Annotated in this window: 18 protein-coding genes and 3 other annotated features; of the genes, 15 read left to right on the top strand and 3 right to left on the bottom strand. The window is 39.7% G+C overall.

What is annotated here, in order from left to right; all coding sequences use genetic code 11:
- From POF52_RS13135 to POF52_RS13090, 10 genes are all read left to right on the top strand, one after another.
- Positions 1 to 1251 (top strand): pyridoxal-phosphate-dependent aminotransferase family protein, encoded by a 1251-nt coding sequence (locus POF52_RS13135; RefSeq protein WP_074894896.1) that lies wholly within the window; start codon positions 1 to 3, stop codon positions 1249 to 1251.
- Between the two features lie 43 nt (positions 1252 to 1294).
- Complete coding sequence (gene ggt, locus POF52_RS13130; protein ID WP_271993137.1) at positions 1295 to 2905, top strand: gamma-glutamyltransferase; 1611 nt, start codon at positions 1295 to 1297, stop codon at positions 2903 to 2905.
- A 24-nt stretch (positions 2906 to 2929) separates the two neighbouring features.
- Positions 2930 to 3514 carry a chromate transporter gene (locus POF52_RS13125; RefSeq protein ID WP_271993136.1) on the top strand — a complete coding sequence of 195 codons (585 nt, stop codon included), beginning with the start codon at positions 2930 to 2932 and terminating at the stop codon, positions 3512 to 3514.
- Positions 3511 to 4041, top strand: coding sequence for a chromate transporter (locus POF52_RS13120; protein ID WP_028409146.1), 531 nt, complete (start codon positions 3511 to 3513; stop codon positions 4039 to 4041). Before POF52_RS13125 ends, POF52_RS13120 begins: the two co-directional genes overlap by 4 nt.
- A 59-nt stretch (positions 4042 to 4100) precedes the next feature.
- The gene (locus POF52_RS13115; RefSeq protein WP_176584154.1) at positions 4101 to 4559 is read left to right on the top strand and encodes a GNAT family N-acetyltransferase; all 459 of its coding nucleotides are present in this window, start codon (positions 4101 to 4103) and stop codon (positions 4557 to 4559) included.
- A gap of 200 nt (positions 4560 to 4759) precedes the next feature.
- Positions 4760 to 4965 (top strand) — a binding site (T-box leader).
- Between the two features lie 71 nt (positions 4966 to 5036).
- Positions 5037 to 5243, top strand: a binding site (T-box leader).
- A gap of 126 nt (positions 5244 to 5369) precedes the next feature.
- Positions 5370 to 6443: a bifunctional 3-deoxy-7-phosphoheptulonate synthase/chorismate mutase gene (locus POF52_RS13110; RefSeq protein ID WP_013057698.1), complete on the top strand. Its 1074-nt coding sequence runs from the start codon at positions 5370 to 5372 to the stop codon at positions 6441 to 6443.
- Positions 6444 to 6449: 6 nt separating this feature from the next.
- Positions 6450 to 6650 (top strand) — a binding site (T-box leader).
- Positions 6651 to 6699: 49 nt separating this feature from the next.
- Positions 6700 to 7866, top strand: coding sequence for a chorismate synthase (aroC, locus tag POF52_RS13105; RefSeq protein ID WP_271993135.1), 1167 nt, complete (start codon positions 6700 to 6702; stop codon positions 7864 to 7866).
- A gap of 20 nt (positions 7867 to 7886) precedes the next feature.
- Positions 7887 to 8744 (top strand): prephenate dehydrogenase, encoded by an 858-nt coding sequence (locus POF52_RS13100; RefSeq protein ID WP_271993134.1) that lies wholly within the window; start codon positions 7887 to 7889, stop codon positions 8742 to 8744.
- The gene (gene aroA, locus POF52_RS13095) at positions 8741 to 10030 is read left to right on the top strand and encodes a 3-phosphoshikimate 1-carboxyvinyltransferase (RefSeq protein WP_271993425.1); all 1290 of its coding nucleotides are present in this window, start codon (positions 8741 to 8743) and stop codon (positions 10028 to 10030) included. Before POF52_RS13100 ends, aroA begins: the two co-directional genes overlap by 4 nt.
- A gap of 141 nt (positions 10031 to 10171) precedes the next feature.
- A complete protein-coding gene (locus POF52_RS13090; protein WP_013057694.1) occupies positions 10172 to 10417 on the top strand; it encodes a hypothetical protein in 246 nt (81 codons plus the stop codon).
- Between the two features lie 42 nt (positions 10418 to 10459).
- On the opposite strand, the gene POF52_RS13085 is transcribed toward POF52_RS13090, so the two are convergent.
- Positions 10460 to 12004, bottom strand: coding sequence for an FAD-dependent oxidoreductase (locus POF52_RS13085; RefSeq protein ID WP_271993133.1), 1545 nt, complete (start codon positions 12002 to 12004; stop codon positions 10460 to 10462).
- A gap of 127 nt (positions 12005 to 12131) precedes the next feature.
- Between POF52_RS13085 and POF52_RS13080 the strand changes: the two genes are divergently transcribed.
- The 5 genes from POF52_RS13080 (at position 12132) to POF52_RS13060 (ending at position 16088) form a co-directional block, all read left to right on the top strand.
- Positions 12132 to 12290 carry a hypothetical protein gene (locus tag POF52_RS13080; RefSeq protein ID WP_205661552.1) on the top strand — a complete coding sequence of 53 codons (159 nt, stop codon included), beginning with the start codon at positions 12132 to 12134 and terminating at the stop codon, positions 12288 to 12290.
- Positions 12291 to 12656: 366 nt separating this feature from the next.
- Complete coding sequence (locus tag POF52_RS13075; RefSeq protein WP_016764703.1) at positions 12657 to 13628, top strand: extracellular catalytic domain type 1 short-chain-length polyhydroxyalkanoate depolymerase; 972 nt, start codon at positions 12657 to 12659, stop codon at positions 13626 to 13628.
- Positions 13629 to 13968: 340 nt separating this feature from the next.
- The gene (locus POF52_RS13070) at positions 13969 to 14388 is read left to right on the top strand and encodes a CBS domain-containing protein (protein WP_013057690.1); all 420 of its coding nucleotides are present in this window, start codon (positions 13969 to 13971) and stop codon (positions 14386 to 14388) included.
- Between the two features lie 263 nt (positions 14389 to 14651).
- Positions 14652 to 15011: a hypothetical protein gene (locus POF52_RS13065; protein WP_271993132.1), complete on the top strand. Its 360-nt coding sequence runs from the start codon at positions 14652 to 14654 to the stop codon at positions 15009 to 15011.
- A gap of 123 nt (positions 15012 to 15134) precedes the next feature.
- A complete protein-coding gene (locus POF52_RS13060) occupies positions 15135 to 16088 on the top strand; it encodes a sporulation protein (protein ID WP_271993131.1) in 954 nt (317 codons plus the stop codon).
- Between the two features lie 29 nt (positions 16089 to 16117).
- Here the strand turns inward: POF52_RS13060 and POF52_RS13055 are convergent, their stop codons facing one another.
- Both POF52_RS13055 and POF52_RS13050 read right to left on the bottom strand, forming a co-directional pair.
- Positions 16118 to 17443: a hemolysin family protein gene (locus tag POF52_RS13055; protein ID WP_013057688.1), complete on the bottom strand. Its 1326-nt coding sequence runs from the start codon at positions 17441 to 17443 to the stop codon at positions 16118 to 16120.
- 490 nt (positions 17444 to 17933) lie between these two features.
- A complete protein-coding gene (locus POF52_RS13050; RefSeq protein ID WP_255323379.1) occupies positions 17934 to 18068 on the bottom strand; it encodes a hypothetical protein in 135 nt (44 codons plus the stop codon).
- Positions 18069 to 18154: the final 86 nt, after the last annotated feature.

The following is an 18154-nucleotide window of genomic DNA, read 5'->3' as shown; positions in this document are numbered from 1 at the left end:
ATGACTATAACAAAACAGCTTCATACACCGCCGCGTACGATTATGACACCCGGACCCGTAGAAGCAGATCCACGCGTATTAAGAGCATTAGGAACACCTATTTTAGGTCAGTTTGACCCCGCATTTACGCACATTATGAACGAAACGATGGAAATGCTTCGTGAACTATTTCAAACCAAAAACAAATGGGCTTTTCCCGTTGATGGAACGTCTAGAGCTGGGATTGAAGCAGTTCTTGCAAGTGTAGTTGAGCCAGGCGATAAAGTGTTCGTCCCGATTTTCGGCCGCTTCGGCTATTTATTAACGGAAATTGCCGAGCGCTACGGAGCTGATGTACACAATATCGAATGCGAATGGGGAGAAGTGTTTGACCCTGAAACAGTTATTCGTGAAATAAAAAAAGTAAACCCGAAAATTGTTGCAATGGTTCATGGTGAAACGTCTACAGGAAGAATGCAGCCTCTTAAAGAAATTGGTGCTGCATGCCGCAACGAAGATATTTTATTTATCGTCGACGCAGTAGCTACTATTGGCGGTACGGATGTAAAAGTAGATGAGTGGAACATTGACGCATTGATTGCAGGCACACAAAAGTGTTTATCTGTTCCGTCCGGCATGGCACCTATTACGTACAATGATCGTATTGAAAAAATTATCATGGAACGTAAAAAAGTTGAAAAAGGAATTGCGACAAAAGCAGATGCTCAAACTGTTCGTCTGCGTCCGAATATTATCAGCAACTATTTTGATTTGAGTCAGCTTCAAGACTATTGGAGTGAGCGCAGATTAAATCATCACACGGAAGCAACGTCCATGCTCTATGCTTTAAGAGAAGGGCTGCGCGTTATTTTAGAAGAAGGATTAGAGGAAAGATTTGCAAGGCATCGCCTCCATGAAAAAGCACTTGTAGCCGGTATTAAAGCAATGGGATTATCTTTATTCGGGGATGAGCATTCAAAAGTTCCAACCGTTACTTGTGTTTTAATTCCCTCAGGTATTGACGGAGAGGCAGTTCGTTCTACGCTTCTTGAACAATTTGGAATTGAAATTGCAAGTTCTTTTGGGCCGATGCACGGAAAAATATGGCGTATCGGTACAATGGGATACAGCTGTCGAAAAGACAACGTTCTCTTTACATTGGCTGGTCTTGAAGCAGTGCTTATTCGAAACGGCGCAAGCGTGAATGCAGGTTCTGCTTTACAAGCAGCATTAGAAGTTTACGAGGAAGAAGTAGCGTTGTCTAGTCTGTAAAGATTCGTTTTATTCATCATATAAAGAAAAGAGGAGATTTTCTATGAGCGAATACTTTTTTACACACCCCTATGCATCTCAGCGTACGTGTACGTTTGGAAAAAATGGAATGGTAGCAACTAGTCAGCCTCTTGCCGCTCAGGCGGGTCTTGAAATGTTGAAAAAAGGAGGCAATGCGGTAGATGCTGCTATTGCCTCGGCAGCTTGTTTAACGGTTGTAGAGCCTACGTCAAATGGAATTGGCGGAGACGCATTTGCTCTCGTGTGGATAAATGAAGAGCTATACGGACTCAACGCGAGCGGTCCTGCTCCTGCTTCCATCTCTATTGAGGCTCTGCGTGCCATGGGGATAAAAGAGATGCCGGCTCGCGGTTTTGTTCCTGTTACGGTCCCAGGTGCCCCCAGCGCGTGGGCGGAACTGTCAAAACGCTTTGGGCGACTGTCGTTAAAAGAAGTGCTGCAACCTGCTATTTCGTATGCACAAGAAGGGTTCCCAATCTCCCCAATTTTAGGGTACAATTGGGAACGAGCGTTTGAACGATTTACACACACGTTAAAAGGTGACGAATATAAGCACTGGTTTGAGACGTTTACCAACAATGGATCAGCTCCTAAAGTAGGGGAAGTGTGGCGATCACCGGACCATGCTGCTACGCTGCTTGAAATTGCCGAAACGAATGGGGAATCTTTTTACAGAGGGGATTTAGCTGATAAAATAGCAGCTTTTTCGAAAAAATACGGCGGATTTTTAACAAAAGAAGATGTAGCAGCTTTTAGAGCAGAGTGGGTGAAGCCAATTTCAACTTCTTACCGAGGATATGATGTGTGGGAAATTCCGCCAAACGGCCAAGGCCTTATTGCACTTTTAGCTTTAAATACGCTAAAAGGCTTTTCTTTCGATGCCAAAGATTCTGTCGATACATATCACAAGCAAATTGAAGCCATGAAGCTAGCGTTTGCAGATGGACAAAAATTCATTACAGATGCTGATAAAATGACAGTAGCAGTTGAAGATTTGTTGAATGATTCTTATGCAAACAAGCGCAGAGGGCTGATTGGCGAAAAAGCGCTTGTTCCCGAAGCCGGACAGCCGGCTCATAGCGGCACGATCTATTTAGCGACAGCTGATGGAGAAGGAAACATGGTATCATTCATTCAAAGTAATTACATGGATTTTGGCTCAGGACTTGTCGTGCCTAATACGGGCATATGCCTGCAAAACCGCGGGCATAATTTTTCGTTAGATCCACAGCACCATAACCGATTAGAGCCTGGAAAACGAACCTATCATACCATTATTCCTGGATTTTTAACAAAGAATAAAAGTGCTGTAGGTCCATTCGGTGTAATGGGCAAATTCATGCAGCCTCAAGGACATGTGCAAGTCGTCATGAATATGATCGATTTCCATCTAAATCCTCAGGCAGCTTTAGATGCACCAAGATGGCAGTGGATTGAACATAAAAAGGTTCTTGTGGAAAAAGAAATGCCTTCACATATTGTAGAAGCATTAGAACGCAAAGGGCATGATATTCATGTAGCTACGAGCAGACATACGTTTGGAAGAGGGCAGATCATTTTAAGAGATGAACAAACCGGTGTATTATACGGCGGCACAGAAGCGCGAACAGACGGAGCTGTCGTTGCTTATTAGATCACAGAGAAAGGAGCGGGAGAAATGCGACAATTGGATATTTTTATAGCGTTTTTTCGCTCAGGTATGCTCGGCTACGGAGGCGGACCTTCAGCTATTCCACTTGTAAAAAAAGAAGTGGTCGATACGTACAAATGGATGGATGACGATGAATTTGGCGATTTATTAGCAATCGCCAATACGCTGCCTGGGCCTATTGCTACAAAGCTGGCTGGATACATCGGCTATCGAGTCGGCGGTATTTTGGGTCTCGGGACAGCTTTATTTGCAGCCGTTATTCCAACCGTTTTTTTAATGGTATTGCTGTTAACAACTTTAACGCAATTTAAAGATCAGCCGTGGGTTATGGGCATGACCAAAGCAGTTGTTCCTGTAGTAGGAGTTATGCTCGCGGTTATGACGTGGGACTTTTTTAAAAAATCAACGTCTGGTCTAGGATGGACGCCAGCTATTATCTTACTGATTATTAGTTTAGGGCTAATGGAATTTGCCCATATCCATCCAGCGGTCATTATTATTGTTCTTATGGCAGCAGCTTGGATTCCGCTAAAACGAAAAGGAAAAAAAGGTGAAAGAGCTGAACACAAGCAAAAGAGGGAATCGGTATGATTTATATTCAGCTATTTATGGCATTTTTTGTTTCAAATATTTTAGGCTATGGAGGCGGACCTGCGTCGATTCCGCTTATTCAAAAAGAAGTCGTGGATCACTATCATTGGCTTACGGTCAAAGAGTTTAGTGAAATGCTGGCAATTGGAAATGCGCTTCCTGGTCCGATTGCAACAAAAATGGCGGGGTTTATCGGATATCAGCAGGCAGGGATTTTAGGCTCGGTGATTGCTCTTTTTGCAACGATTGCTCCGTCGGTTTTACTTTTAGTTATTTTACTTCGAATATTATTTAAGTATAAAGATTCGCCAAATGTTAAGAAAATGACGAACTACATTCGTCCGGTTATCGCCATTTTACTGGGCTTGATGGCATATGAATTTTTTATGAATTCATACGGTGATTCAGGGATATGGCAAACTTTATTTTTAGTAGCAGCCAGCTTTCTTTTATTGGAAAAATTGCGTGTGCATCCAGCGTTCGTTATTGTCGGAGCACTCGTATACGGAGCTGTTTTTCTTGCGTGAATGAAGCTCTCGAAGGATGAGAGTTTTTTTTTGTAAAAGAGACGAAAAGAGGGGAAGTCATGGTTGAAAAAGCGGTGTTAGAAAACGTTCAGGATCTAGTTAGCTTGCGAATTTTGCTTATGAAAGAACTGGGAGAATTAAACGGGAATGAGGAGCTGTTTCGAAAAGCTACAGAAGAATATTTTACTGCAAATATAAATAATCCACATAGCTATACGGCTATTTTAAAAGCGAATGGAGAAATTGTATCAGCAGGAAGCATCGTCTTTTTTATACGTCCGCCTTCACCGAGTAACCTCCAGGGAAAAGAAGCATATGTTATGAACATGTATACAGCTTTTGATCACCGAAAGCACGGCTATTCTTCAGCTATTTTAAAGCATTTGATGCAGTACTGCCAAAAAAATGGTGTAAATCGAATATGGTTAAATGCTTCTTCCGCTGGAAAAAGCTTGTATCAAAAACATGGATTTATTGAATATGAATCTGAAATGGAATACAAGTTTGAAAAAAACTAGAGCAGCAAAACTCTTGATAGAGATGGGTTTGAAGGAGCTATGGTTTTTAAAAAATAAAAAAAATTAATAAAAAGTGTTGACGAAGATAAAAAAACCATTCATAATACAAATCAACATCACACAACATTACACACAACTTGGAAGCGACAAACAGTTTCAAACGATCGGAACTGATTATCCAAGTACACATACATAGTCAATACTGAGCGTTGATAGGAGCACTAGTAGAAAAAATTTCCCTGTAACAGAGAGCTGACGGTTGCTGCGAGTCAGAACACAAATTTTTTCGAAGTACATTCCTTGAGCATCTTTTCCGAGTAGGAAAAGACGGCCTAGCCGTTATTTTAATCAAGAGGCAAGCAAAATGCTTGCAACTAGGGTGGTACCGCGAATTTTCGTCCCTACTGACTCTTAAGAAAAAATCTTAAGGGTGAGTAGGGACTTTTTGTATTTTGGCCCATTATAATTTTATATCCATTACAAGCGATGAAAAGAGCATAGTAGCAAAATCTTCCCTGTATTCAGAGAGCTGATGGTTGGTGCGAATCAGTACAAAAGAGATTGCGAATTACATTCTTGGAGCTTTCTTTTGGCAATAGTCAAAAGCGGCAATAGCCGTTATCTTAATGAAGAGGCAAGCAATGCTTGCAATTAGGGTGGTACCGCGATCAATTCGTCCCTACTGATACAATCAGTAGGGACTTTTTGTATATCCGCATAAGCGGCTGTGTAGGTGTAAAACGGATTTTTCAATACAAACTAAACGAGAAGATCCGTTCAAGGTTATAAAATCAAAGGAGGATTTTTAAAATGACAAAATCACTAGAACAATTACGAGGACAAATCGACGAAATAAATTTAGAAATTTTAGAATTATTAAATAAACGCGGTGAAATCGCACAAGAAATCGGAAAAGTAAAAGGTACACAAGGTGTGAATCGCTTTGATCCAGTTCGTGAACGTAAATCGTTAGATCAAATCTTAGCTAACCATAATGGACCATTCGAAGCTTCAACAATTCAGCATATTTTCAAAGAAATTTTCAAAGCAAGCTTAGAGCTTCAAGAAGACGATCACCGCAAAGCACTTCTTGTATCTCGTAAAAAGAAATCTGAAGATACAATCGTTGACATCAACGGTACAAAAGTAGGACCTGGAAACTTAGAATTTGTAATGGGACCATGTGCAGTAGAAAGCTACGAACAAGTAAAAGAAGTGGGCTTAGCGCTTAAAGAACAAGGTATTACGTTAATGCGCGGCGGAGCGTTCAAACCACGTACATCACCTTACGATTTCCAAGGTCTTGGGGTGGAAGGCTTAAAAATCTTACGTCAAGTAGGCGATGAGCTAGGCCTATCAATTATCAGTGAAATTGTTTCTCCTCAAGATATTGAAACGGCTCTCGACTACGTAGATGTGATTCAAATTGGTGCACGTAACATGCAAAACTTCGAGCTATTAAAAGCTGCAGGTTCTGTAGACAAACCAATTCTTTTAAAACGTGGATTGGCAGCAACAATTGAAGAATTCATTAATGCTGCTGAATACATTATGTCTCGCGGAAATGGAAACATTATTCTTTGTGAACGCGGTATCCGCACATACGAGCGTGCAACACGCAACACACTAGATATCTCAGCTGTTCCAATCTTGAAAAAAGAAACGCATTTACCAGTTGTAGTAGACGTAACGCATTCAACAGGACGCAAAGACTTATTATTACCATGTGCAAAAGCAGCGATTGCTATCGGCGCAGATGCTGTAATGGCAGAAGTTCATCCAGACCCAGCAGTAGCACTATCAGATTCAGCACAGCAAATGAACATTCCTGAATTCCACAAATTCATGGAAGAATTAAAAGGTGCAGCAGTAAAATTATCTTAATTTCATAGTGATACAGTGATAAGAAACTAGTAGCAAACATTTCCCTGTCTCAGAGAGCTGACGGTTGGTGGAAGTCAGTACACAAATGTGAGCGAATTACACTCTTTGAGTACTCTTTTACAGAGCGGTCAGCGGATCGTTAACAATTCGAGGTGGCAAGCAATGTATGCAACTAGGGTGGTATCGCGAGAAAAACTCGTCCCTATGAACGTAGGGGCGAGTTTTTTATTTTTTACAACAGAAAGGAATCGATAATATGAGATATTTAACAGCAGGAGAATCGCACGGACCTCAATTAACAGCGATTATTGAAGGAGTACCAGCAGGGCTTGAATTAACAGCCGAACATATTAATGAAGATTTAGCAAGAAGACAAAAGGGACATGGGCGCGGACGCCGCATGCAGATTGAAAAAGATCAAGTTCAGATTAAAGGCGGAGTTCGCCACGGTGAGACGCTTGGTTCACCCATTGCTTTAGTCGTTGAAAACAAAGATTTTACTCACTGGAAAAATATTATGGGTGCTGATCCAGTTGATCATGATGAAGAAGTAAAGCGACAAATTACAAAACCTCGTCCAGGTCATGCGGATTTAAATGGAGCTATTAAATACGGTCACAGAGATATGCGAAACGTATTGGAACGTTCATCTGCTCGCGAAACGACGGTACGAGTAGCCACAGGCGCAGTTGCCAAACAAGTACTAAAAGCTGTAGGCGTAAATATTGCATGTCACGTGCTTGAAATCGGCGGTGTGAAAGCTGAAAAAACGGCATATGAGTCACTGACAGAACTTCAGGAAAAAACAGAAGCGTCACCCGTTCGCTGCTTAGATGAAGAAGCGGGACAGAAAATGATGAAAGCAATCGATGATGCAAAAGAAAATGGAGACAGCATTGGTGGCGTAGTGGAAGTAGTAGTAGAAGGAATGCCTACTGCAGTGGGAAGTTACGTGCACTATGATCGTAAGTTAGATTCAAAGCTAGCTGCTGCTATTATGAGCATTAACGCGTTTAAAGGCGTTGAAATCGGCGTAGGCTTTGAAGCAGCTCGCAGACCGGGAAGTGAAGTCCATGATGAAATTCTATGGGATGAACAAAACGGCTATACGCGTAAAACGAACAATGCGGGAGGTTTAGAAGGAGGCATGACAACAGGAATGCCGATTGTTGTGCGAGGCGTCATGAAACCTATTCCTACCTTATACAAGCCGCTTCAAAGTGTAGATATTGATACAAAAGAGCCATTTGCTGCAAGTATTGAACGCTCAGACAGCTGTGCAGTACCGGCGGCAGCGGTTGTAGCAGAATCAGTGATTGCTTGGGAACTAGCATCTGCTATTATCGATCAATTCGGGGCAGATCGAATTCAGTTAATTCAAGAAAACGTAAAAAAACATGAAGAATACGCAAAGCAATTCTAATGAATAGAGGAGAATGAAAGGTGAAAACACGTGTATTACTTATTGGCGTCGGCCTTATTGGAGGATCATTAGCGCTAGCTATGAAGAAGCATCGTCACGTCACAGTCGTTGGAGCTGATATCAATACAAATGAAGTACAAGTAGCCAACCAGCTAGGTATCGTTGATTATGTAGCTGAAGATATAAAAACAGAAGCAGCCCAAGCAGATTATATCGTACTTGCTACTCCAGTAGAGCACACGACAGCATGGATACACGACCTTTCTAATTGGAAGCTTAAAGAAACGGTTATCGTAACGGATGTCGGAAGTACCAAAGGTGAAATTATGAAAGCAGCCGAAGCGCTGAATAAGAAACGTATTTCATTTATTGGCGGGCATCCGATGGCTGGTTCTCATACGAGCGGTGCAGTCAATGCACGAGCGGATTTATTTTGTTCGGCGCGCTATATTTTAACGCCGTTTGAAAATGAGCAAAAAGAAAAAATAGATGCGCTTATGCATTTGCTAGAGCCTACAGGTGCACAATTTGCACCGCTTGATGCAGCTACTCATGATCAAATCACTGGAGTTGTCAGTCATTTACCTCATGTGATTGCGACCAGTCTTGTAAGACAAGTAAAAGGATATTCAGCACAGAATCATCTTGTCACGGAAATGGCAGCAGGCGGTTTTCGAGATATTACGAGAATTGCTTCAAGTAATCCTCATATGTGGAGAGATATACTAAAACAAAACCGTTCTATGCTTTTAACATTGCTTGATGACTGGATGAAAGAAATGGAACAAGTAAAACTATTAGTAGAAAAAGGTGACGGTCACGAATTATTTGATTACTTTTCAGATGCCAAAGAATTTCGTGATTCGCTTTACGCATAAAGGAGAGACATATTGTGACAGTAAAAGCTTTACGAGGAACGATTCAAATTCCAGGAGATAAATCTATTTCTCACCGTTCCGTTATGTTTGGTTCGATTGCAGAAGGAACAACAACGATTAACGGATTTTTGCCAGGAGACGATTGCCTTAGCACCATTTCCTGCTTTCAAAAACTAGGTGTAGATATTCAAATGATTGATGAACAAAGCGTCGTAGTAAAAGGAAAAGGGATACAAGCGCTAAAAGAGCCATCTGATATTTTAGATGTTGGAAATTCGGGCACAACGATTCGCCTTATGATGGGGATTTTAGCAAATACACCCTTTCATTCAACATTGATTGGAGACGAATCCATTGCCAAACGCCCTATGAAGCGTGTGACCGGTCCCCTTCGTGATATGAATATTCATTTAGACGGTCGAAAAGATGCTAATTTTACACCGCTTGTTATACGAGGTGGGAAAGCAAAAGGTATACACTATACATCTCCCGTTGCAAGCGCACAAGTAAAATCAGCTATTTTACTTGCTGGACTGCAGGCGGAAGGAACAACTTCTGTAACGGAACCGGCGAAATCACGTGATCATACAGAGCGTATGCTAGAGGCATTTGGTGTTAAAGTCGAAGAAGAAGGCTTAACCGTTTCAATTGAAGGCGGCCAAACGTTAAGAGGAACGCATGTAGAAGTACCTGGTGATATTTCGTCAGCTGCATTCTTTTTAGTAGCGGGGGCTATTATTGCAAACAGCCGCATTGAAATTCAAAAAGTTGGGATGAATCCAACTCGAACGGGTATTTTAGATGTGCTTTCAAATATGGGCGCTTCGATCGAGACAGTCAAAGAAACAAAAGAAACAGCGGAACCCTATGCAGATTTAGTTGTAGAAGCTTCTCACTTAAAAGGTACGGAAGTAGGCGGAGACTTAATTCCACGCCTAATTGACGAAATCCCAATTATTGCACTAGCTGCCACACAGGCAGAAGGGATTACAGTTATTAAAGATGCTGCAGAGTTAAAAGTCAAAGAAACAAACCGTATTGATACGGTAGTGAATGAGTTAACCAAAATGGGAGCTAACATTGAAGCAACGGAAGATGGAATGATTATTCACGGAGGTGCAAAACTTCACGGAGCAAATGTAAACAGCCACGGAGATCACCGTATCGGTATGATGCTCGCTGTTGCCTCTTGTATTGCAGAAGGGGAAACAATTATTGAAAATCGTGACGCGGTATCCGTCTCTTACCCGCAGTTTTTTGCTCACTTAGAGTCTTTACAGCAGTAAATTCCCTTATTATGTTAAAATAGCAGTTTGAAAGTTATAAGGGATTTATAAAATTAAAACCAATGACTCTATATTTCGCTGGAGAAATCCGATATAATCATTACAACACCTCTAGTATTAAATAGAATTTGGTGAATGATTATGTTTTTGATGATTGTCTACATCGGGGCCATTTTATTTTTTATAAAAATGTTTATGGATCGAGATTTTATTTGGTTTTTGTTCCTATTGCCATTTTTGATGTTTGTTATGTTTTTTGAAACAGACTATCTTGATCATGTCCCTGAATCTGGAAGGTTAATTATCTTTACGTTTTCTTTTTTAGTCATTTATGCAATGGTTTTGGTGTATAATCGATATTTTAGAAAAGAAGGATGTAAAGAGTAAACTCAAATGTGAATCTATTGATAATGATAAAAAAAGCATGCCCTACGGCGTGCTTTTTTTATCGCTTGAATCGACATCCACTGGCGTAAGCGGCTTTTTAGCAGGGCCTTCTACCACAGATCCGTCGTAAGAGAAACGAGAACCGTGACAAGGGCAGTCCCACGTGCGGTCACCAGCGTTCCAATTTACTTCACATCCTAAGTGCGTGCATGTAGTATCGACGCAGTGAAGCTTCCCTTGAGGATCTTTATAAGCTCCCGTACGTTTGCTGTTTACATATACGACCGACCCTTCATCATTTTGAAGCTGATCCAGTCCTTTTTCAGGCATTGAAAACTTACCGGTAATAAAGTGTTCAGCCACATCAAGATTTTGACGAAAGAAATGCTTAAGGCTAGGGTCCGCATAAAAACGAGACGGATTATACAACTCCGCATATGGGTTGTCTTTTCCGGTTATTGCATCTCGAATAATATGTGCTGCAATGGTGCTATGAGTCATCCCCCATTTTTTAAATCCGGTGGCAATAAAGATATTTGGCTTGCTTTCTTTAATGGGACCGATATATGGAATTTTATCAAGCGTAAATAAATCTTGTGCAGACCATTTGTAACGAAAATGTTGAACAGTAAAATTTTCTTCGGCGAACCTCTGAAGGGACTCATAGTGGAACATGGTATTAATTCCTTGTCCAGCTTTGTGGCCTTCTCCACCAATTAAAATGAGTTCTTCTCCGTCAACTTTTGTTGAACGCAGCGAATGAGTAGGCTGATCAGCACTTAAATACATGCCTCCAGGGTAAACTTGTTCAACTTTTGCTGCTAACACATACGAACGTTTGGCATACATGCGCGTATAGTAAAAGCCGGCTCCATCATAAAATGGAAAGTGTGAACACGCCACTACATATTTGCAAGAAATTCGATGTCCGTCTCTTGTGACAACGGTGGGCGACGTGCTTTCTTCTACATCCGTGGCTACGGTGTTTTCAAAAATCAATCCGCCGCTTTCTGTGAATTTTTTTACTAAATGAAGCAGATATTTTAACGGATGAAACTGAGCTTGATCTTTCATAATAGCTGCTGCCCTAATATCAAAATTAAAAGGAAGCTCTGTTGCAAATTCACATGGAATATGTAATCGCTGATAGGCTCGAAATTCTTTACGAACTCGATGATCAAACTCCAGCGTTTCTCCGTATAAGTAAGCATCTTGTACCGAAAAATCACAGTCAATGTTTTCCGTTTGAATTAAGTTTTTCATAAACTGCAGAGCTTGTTCGTTTGCTCTATAATACAGCAGCGTTTTTTCTTCGCCAATGTGTGAAAGCAGCTCATCGTAGATAACGTCATGCTGAGCTGTAATCTTTGCTGTTGTGTGACCGGTTGTACCATTTAAAATATTATCAGCTTCAATTAACGCCACGTTCAGCCCTTCTTTTTGTAATAAATAAGCTGTTGTAATACCGCTAATACCGCCTCCTACTACTACAACATCAACTTTTCGATTTTCTGAAAGAGATGGGTATGTTGGAAACTTTAAATGATCGCGCCAGTAGGGCTCAGTATCCTTTGGGATATTTGCCAATTTATTCACCTCCATATGATAAGTCTTATTTTTACCATAGTTTTCTAAAAAATGTATGCAAAATAAAGGAATCTACTCCAATAGCATCTCTTTGCTGTACCTATTTAAGCAAAAGGAAGGGAAAAGAGTGATTGCAATCAGCCTTTGTATAATTGTTGCGAACGAAGAAGAGGTTAAACCAAAACATTTGCTCTTTAAGATTCTTCTTTTTAAACGTGGCTTCTGCACCTGCACCTTGCCATTTGCTGCGAAAGAAGTGGTGAATAAAAAGCAAAGTATAAAATAGTAAAGGTTACAGATTTAAACATGCAAAGCAATAAATTCATATAAATGATAGGGAGCATCATATAATAAAAGTATAGAGGCTTAATTCGGCAAAAGATATTTAAACATCAAGGTCCAAATAAAAGGGCAAACGGCATGTTTGTCCTTTTTTCATGATTATAGTGACAATTTTCATATATAGTAATAAAGTATATATATAGCAAAAAAATCCCAAATTTCAAGAAGATAAAAAACAGCTTAAAACCAAAACAAGTTGTACTCTTAGAGTATGTAGAACGTGCAAAAAAAAGAAATAATATGTAGTATTGTAATACAGGACGTAATTGGGAAGAAAAATGAAAACGTTGACAAAAAGAGGAGGGGTACCATGTTGGGTTCACTACCTAATGTTATAAATACGTCAACGCTTGTGTCTTCAAGTGAACAACAAGAAGCGTCATCTGAATCATTTAAAACATATACTCATAAAGGAAAAAAATTCAAGGTCTATTTACCTAAATCCTATCATATTTTAAAATCTTACCCACTAATGGTTATGCTGCATGGATGTACACAAAATGCAGATGATTTTGCAATAGGCACGCAAATGAACGAGCTCGCCGACGAAAAAGAATTTATTGTCGTATACCCACAGCAGTCTTCTAACTCAAATATGAATAAATGCTGGAACTGGTTTGAACCTCTTCATCAAATTAGAGGGTTTGGCGAGCCAGCTATTATTGCAGGGATTGTAAAAAAAGTCCAAAACATGCACTTTATTCAGAAAAATAAAGTGTTTATTGCCGGTCTGTCAGCAGGAGGAGCAATGAGCATTGTTATGGGGGTAACGTATCCAGAACTGTTTGCTGGAATAGGTGTGTCAGCAGGTATCGAATATCAGGCGGCTCTTAACGTATTTAATGCGTATTCTGTCATGGCCAGTAAAGGTCCTTCCCCCGTTAAACAAGGAAGAATTGCTTATCAGCAAATGGGAAAACGGGCAAAGCCACTGCCGCTCATTGTATTTCATGGTAACGCTGATTCTACGGTAAATGTAGCCAATGCAGATCAAGTGGTTCACCAGTGGATTACAACGAATAATCTTGCTTATAACGGAAGAATAGATGGATGGATTCAAGATAGCCCGGTTAAAACGAGAGAAGAAAAAATTCTCTTTGGACGGGATTATACAACATATCGCTACGAAAGCAGTAAGGGAGAATTGGCTATTGATAAATATATTATCAATGGAATGGGGCATGCATGGTCAGGAGGGAATTCAGCGGGCAGCTATACAGACCCTAAAGGCCCCAATGCTAGTCGAATCATGTGGGACTTTTTCATGAGTCAAAAAGTATAAACAGAGCATATAATGAGGTTCAGTTGCGTTCTTATCGCAGAGAAGAAGAGCTGAAAGTAGCTCTTCCGGCCCTTATTAGTATAAAGAAGCAGCTGCAGGAACCATTATTTTAACTAGACGTGTTTTTCTAAAAATTAGGATTTGATTATTTAGAAAACGGGTACTGTAATAAAGAAAATAAGAAGTCAAAATTACATAGCTTAGGATTGACAGCTTATAGTTGTAAATGTAAGATAACTGCGAGCTGCATTTTGTATGATTAAAACATTAAAATAAGCCGAAAACTGAAAAAATAAATAGAAATTGTAAGATGAGCGGGTAAGGAAAAGGAGATTAAAAAATGAATATTGCATTTTTCTTAGTACCAAAAAGTGATGTTGTAACACTAAATATTCAATCCACATTAAGACAGGCTCTTGAAAAAATGGAGTATCATCGCTATTCTACAGTTCCGCTAGTTGACGATGATGGTAAATATGTGGGCGTTCTTACTGAAGGAGATCTTCTTTGGAAGTTAAAAAGCCTAGGAGACTATCGCTTTCAAGATACGGAAAATATTAAATTAACAGAGATTGACCGCTATCAAGATTATAACCCAGTTGCTATATATGATGAAGTTCAAAACATCCTTTCAAAGGCAATTGACCAAAATTTTGTTCCTGTAACGGATGATCAAGGTGTATTTATTGGAATTGTAAGAAGAAGAGAAATTCTAGAGTTTTATGCAGAAAGCGCAAGTAAAGTGAAAAATCAAATATAAAAAAAGCCATCTAGAGATGGCTTTTTTTCTTGTCTTATCTCCCCCGTACATACTCCTAAAAACAGGCTTAGGTCATGGCCCACAGCAATGCACTTCCTTGTACTAGTTTACATAATCTATTTATATATAGGTATAAAATTGCCTATATAAATCTTATTTATAGATAAGGATGGTTTATGTGAGTTACAACAATAAAAAGAAGTGTTGCTGGTGTTCTAATCAGTATTATTACAAAACTTCTGGCTATGATCCAAGAAGTAGCCATGAAGGAAAATGCTGTCATAACGATTATAAGCATAACGATCATTGTCCTAAACATGATGATGATCATCGTTCTGGACATAAAAAATGCCATCATGGTGGCAACCATAGCGGAGGTCATGACGGTAACCATGGCGGAGATCATGGTGGCAACCATGGCGGAGGTCATGGCGGTAATCATGACGGTTGTCATGGCGGAGGTCATGGCGGTAATCACGACGGTTGTCATGGCGGCAACCACGGCGGAGGTCACGGTGGCAACCATGGCGGAGGTCATGACGGTAACCATGGCGGTAACCACGGCGGTTGTAAAAGACGTCGCTGCTGTTGGGGCTGGGTGTTTTAATTTAATAAATAATTGAATTAAAATGAAGCGTTGATTTAGCAGAAAGAACTCAAGAAATTGAGTTCTTTTTTTTGTAAGTTGAAACTTATAAACGGTATACTTCGTATATATAGTAAGAGCATTTTGGAGGAGGAAAAAAATGTTTAAAAAAATGTTTGCTAAAATTGGAGTTGGAGCTGCCAAAGTGGATTTACGATTAAATGAAACAGCCTATACGCTCGGTCATGTAATTGAAGGAGCTATTGTCATCCAAGGTGGAAACGTTCAGCAACATATTAATTTAATTGATGTTGAATTTTGGCTTGAAGTTCAATTGAAAAGCGGTCAAATGCATACACATCGTGTGGAAAGCCTGCGCGCAGCTTCTTCATTTACAATTAATGAAGGCGAGAAAAAAGAAATTCCATTTACATATCATTTACCTTTGGACCTTCCAATCTCTGCGAGCAACGTTAGCTATTTCTTTAAGACACACTTAGATATTGAAGGGGGAGTAGACTCAACAGACCGGGACCCTGTGCGCGTTAAAGCTCCAAAAAGCTTATATCAGCTAGTAGAGGGCTTTGAAGCACTTGGATTTAGAGAAAAACATCATTCAGGAAAATTTAACGGATACAAACAAGAATTTTCATTTTTCCCTACAGACTTCTTAAAGGGATATGTAAATGAGGTTGAGTTTGAGGTAGCCATTGAACGAGAAGGGATCCGCGTGCTGTTGGAGCTAGATTTGCCTTCTTTCGGCCGTGAGAGGGAAATAAAAAATGAACTCTTTTTTACAAATGATGAACTAAGCCAGCCATCTACTATCGCTCGTTTGCTGGAAGAAGCGATGGAAGAGATGATGGAGAATCCTCGAGACTATGAATATTATAAGTCTCCTCACTATGATCAGCATTCACACCACCCACGTATGAGCGGGTTAGGAGGAGCAATGGGAGGTTTTGCAGCCGGTATGTTAGGCGGACTGCTCATTGAGAATTTGATGGATGATATGTTTGAAGACTCGGCGCTTGGTGAAATTGGAGAAGATATTGAAGAAGCCGGGGAGGATCTGTTGGATGGAGATTTTTTTGATGGAGGAGACGATTGGTAAAAGGGATTTTGAATAAATAAAAAGGATGATTAATGATGATCATCCTTTTTTTCTTTCTTCTTTCTTTTTTTCACTTCTATATACTTAATGTGAAAATCCTCTATAATCAGAACTTTAAAGTAAAATTGCTCATGCTGAATGATATCATTTTTGGTCACATCAAACTTTTCGGTTAACACCCACCCGGCAATGGTATCTACTTCTTCGTCGCTAATATCCGTACCGAGTAAATCATTTACTTGGCTAATGAGCATTTTTCCGTCAAGAATATAATGATCGTCTTTAATTTTTTGTACATAAGGAATTTCGTCCGTATCAAACTCATCTCGAATTTCTCCCACAATTTCTTCAATAATATCTTCTACTGTAACAAGCCCGGCGGTTCCGCCATACTCATCAAAAAGAATAGCCATTTGAATACGTTCTTTTTGCATCTTTACAAGCAAGTCATGAATGGGTACGGTTTCAATTACTTTAAAAATAGGCTTGACGTATGACTCTAACGTATTGGTGCCGTCTTTTTCGTTGAATACAATATCATTATAAATTTCTTTGATATTAACGAGACCGATTACTTTATCTTTATCCCCATCTTCAACAATTGGATAGCGGGTATATTTTTCGACATTTGCGATTTGCAAAAAAACCTCTACGACGTCGTCTTTGGAAGCACTCACAATTTCCGTACGAGGGACCATTACTTCTTTAGCTAAACGATCGTCAAAATCAAAGATTTTGCTCATATATCGATATTCGGATTGATTGATTTCACCGCCTTCGAAGCTCTCAGATAACAAAATACGCAGCTCTTCTTCACTATGAGCAGCTTCATTTTCTGAAATCATCGTTATACCAAAAATCTTAGTCAACATACGAGCTGATCCATTTAATATTTTAATGAACGGATACATAAGTTTGTAAAACACGATAATCGGTTTTGCAAAGTTCAGCGTAATTTGTTCAGCCATTTGAATAGCAAACGTTTTAGGAGCTAATTCCCCCAAGACAACATGTAAAAAAGTAATAACAACAAATGCAATGACAAAAGATAAAATACCAGCAAGCGGCTCATTCGTATGGAAGGTAGTAAAAAGAGGGTGAAGCAACCGATCTAGCGTCGGTTCACCAAGCCAACCAAGCCCGAGAGCCGTGATGGTGATACCAAGCTGACAAGCGGATAGATATTCATCTAGATGCGTAATAACGTGTTTGGCAGATACAGCTTTTTTATGTCCTTCTTCTAGAAGCTGATTGATTTTTGAACTTCTTACTTTTACAATAGCGAATTCTGTCGCTACAAAAAAAGCAGTTAATGCAATTAAAACTGCGACTAATAGTAATTTTACGGCGATCATCAAAGTCACCACCTTGTATGTAAATGTATATCTTAAGTGTTAGCCAAAGTGGAGAAAACATGTATTAAATCAAGAAAAGAAAAACGCACATAAAAAAACTGCTTCTATCTTTAAAAAGAAAAAGAAGCAGTTTATTATGTTACATGTTCATTTAGGGGAATTAATCTTAACTTTACCATCATGGTCTATCACATATCGGTTCTACAGTTCAACTGACTTTTAGCAAACGTATTGCGAGTGTGTTATGACACCTCCTTTAACTGTAATCCGAGTATATATGATGCATCTCTCACTCCTTTCTATTAGTTAATTGTATTATAATACATAATTAATCAAAATACTACAAATATTCAGAAAATAATCCAAAATGCATAGTTTTTTGTCATTTTCTGAAATATACGCACAAAACGAGATTGAGATATAACAAAATCAATACAATACAATCTAAAGACGAGTAAACTGAGTAAATGATCTAGTATGAGTCGTTTAGTTACACTGCTGGTGATTTCCATGCAAGGCTACGCTTTCCGCAGGCGGCCGATGAGCCTCCTCGTCGCTTGCGCTCCTGGGGGGTCTCATCTATTCCGCTTTTCCCGCAGGAGTCTTCGCCTTTCCCTCCAATCAACAGCTAGAAGCAACTCTAAACATAACCTATATTCACCGTACTAATGAAAAGATCCGAACGGTGAATCGTTCGGATCTTCCTTCAAC

The organism is Priestia sp. AB, assembly GCF_028369225.1.
GTDB lineage: Bacteria > Bacillota > Bacilli > Bacillales > Bacillaceae_H > Priestia > Priestia megaterium.
Note: the sequence above shows the minus strand (reverse complement) of the source record. Positions and strands in the feature narration are given on the sequence as shown.

What these genes read in the sequence shown, in the direction of transcription:
- POF52_RS13070 (WP_013057690.1), top strand. Translation starts at nt 13,969, where the DNA reads ATGAATATTGCATTTTTCTTAGTACCAAAAAGTGATGTTGTAACACTA.
- POF52_RS13065 (WP_271993132.1), top strand. Translation starts at nt 14,652, where the DNA reads ATGAAGGAAAATGCTGTCATAACGATTATAAGCATAACGATCATTGTC.
- POF52_RS13120 (WP_028409146.1), top strand. Translation starts at nt 3,511, where the DNA reads ATGATTTATATTCAGCTATTTATGGCATTTTTTGTTTCAAATATTTTA.
- ggt (WP_271993137.1), top strand. Translation starts at nt 1,295, where the DNA reads ATGAGCGAATACTTTTTTACACACCCCTATGCATCTCAGCGTACGTGT.
- POF52_RS13060 (WP_271993131.1), top strand. Translation starts at nt 15,135, where the DNA reads ATGTTTAAAAAAATGTTTGCTAAAATTGGAGTTGGAGCTGCCAAAGTG.
- aroC (WP_271993135.1), top strand. Translation starts at nt 6,700, where the DNA reads ATGAGATATTTAACAGCAGGAGAATCGCACGGACCTCAATTAACAGCG.
- POF52_RS13135 (WP_074894896.1), top strand. Translation starts at nt 1, where the DNA reads ATGACTATAACAAAACAGCTTCATACACCGCCGCGTACGATTATGACA.
- POF52_RS13075 (WP_016764703.1), top strand. Translation starts at nt 12,657, where the DNA reads ATGTTGGGTTCACTACCTAATGTTATAAATACGTCAACGCTTGTGTCT.
- POF52_RS13055 (WP_013057688.1), bottom strand. Translation starts at nt 17,443, where the DNA reads ATGATCGCCGTAAAATTACTATTAGTCGCAGTTTTAATTGCATTAACT.
- POF52_RS13110 (WP_013057698.1), top strand. Translation starts at nt 5,370, where the DNA reads ATGACAAAATCACTAGAACAATTACGAGGACAAATCGACGAAATAAAT.
- POF52_RS13125 (WP_271993136.1), top strand. Translation starts at nt 2,930, where the DNA reads ATGCGACAATTGGATATTTTTATAGCGTTTTTTCGCTCAGGTATGCTC.
- POF52_RS13115 (WP_176584154.1), top strand. Translation starts at nt 4,101, where the DNA reads ATGGTTGAAAAAGCGGTGTTAGAAAACGTTCAGGATCTAGTTAGCTTG.
- POF52_RS13090 (WP_013057694.1), top strand. Translation starts at nt 10,172, where the DNA reads ATGTTTTTGATGATTGTCTACATCGGGGCCATTTTATTTTTTATAAAA.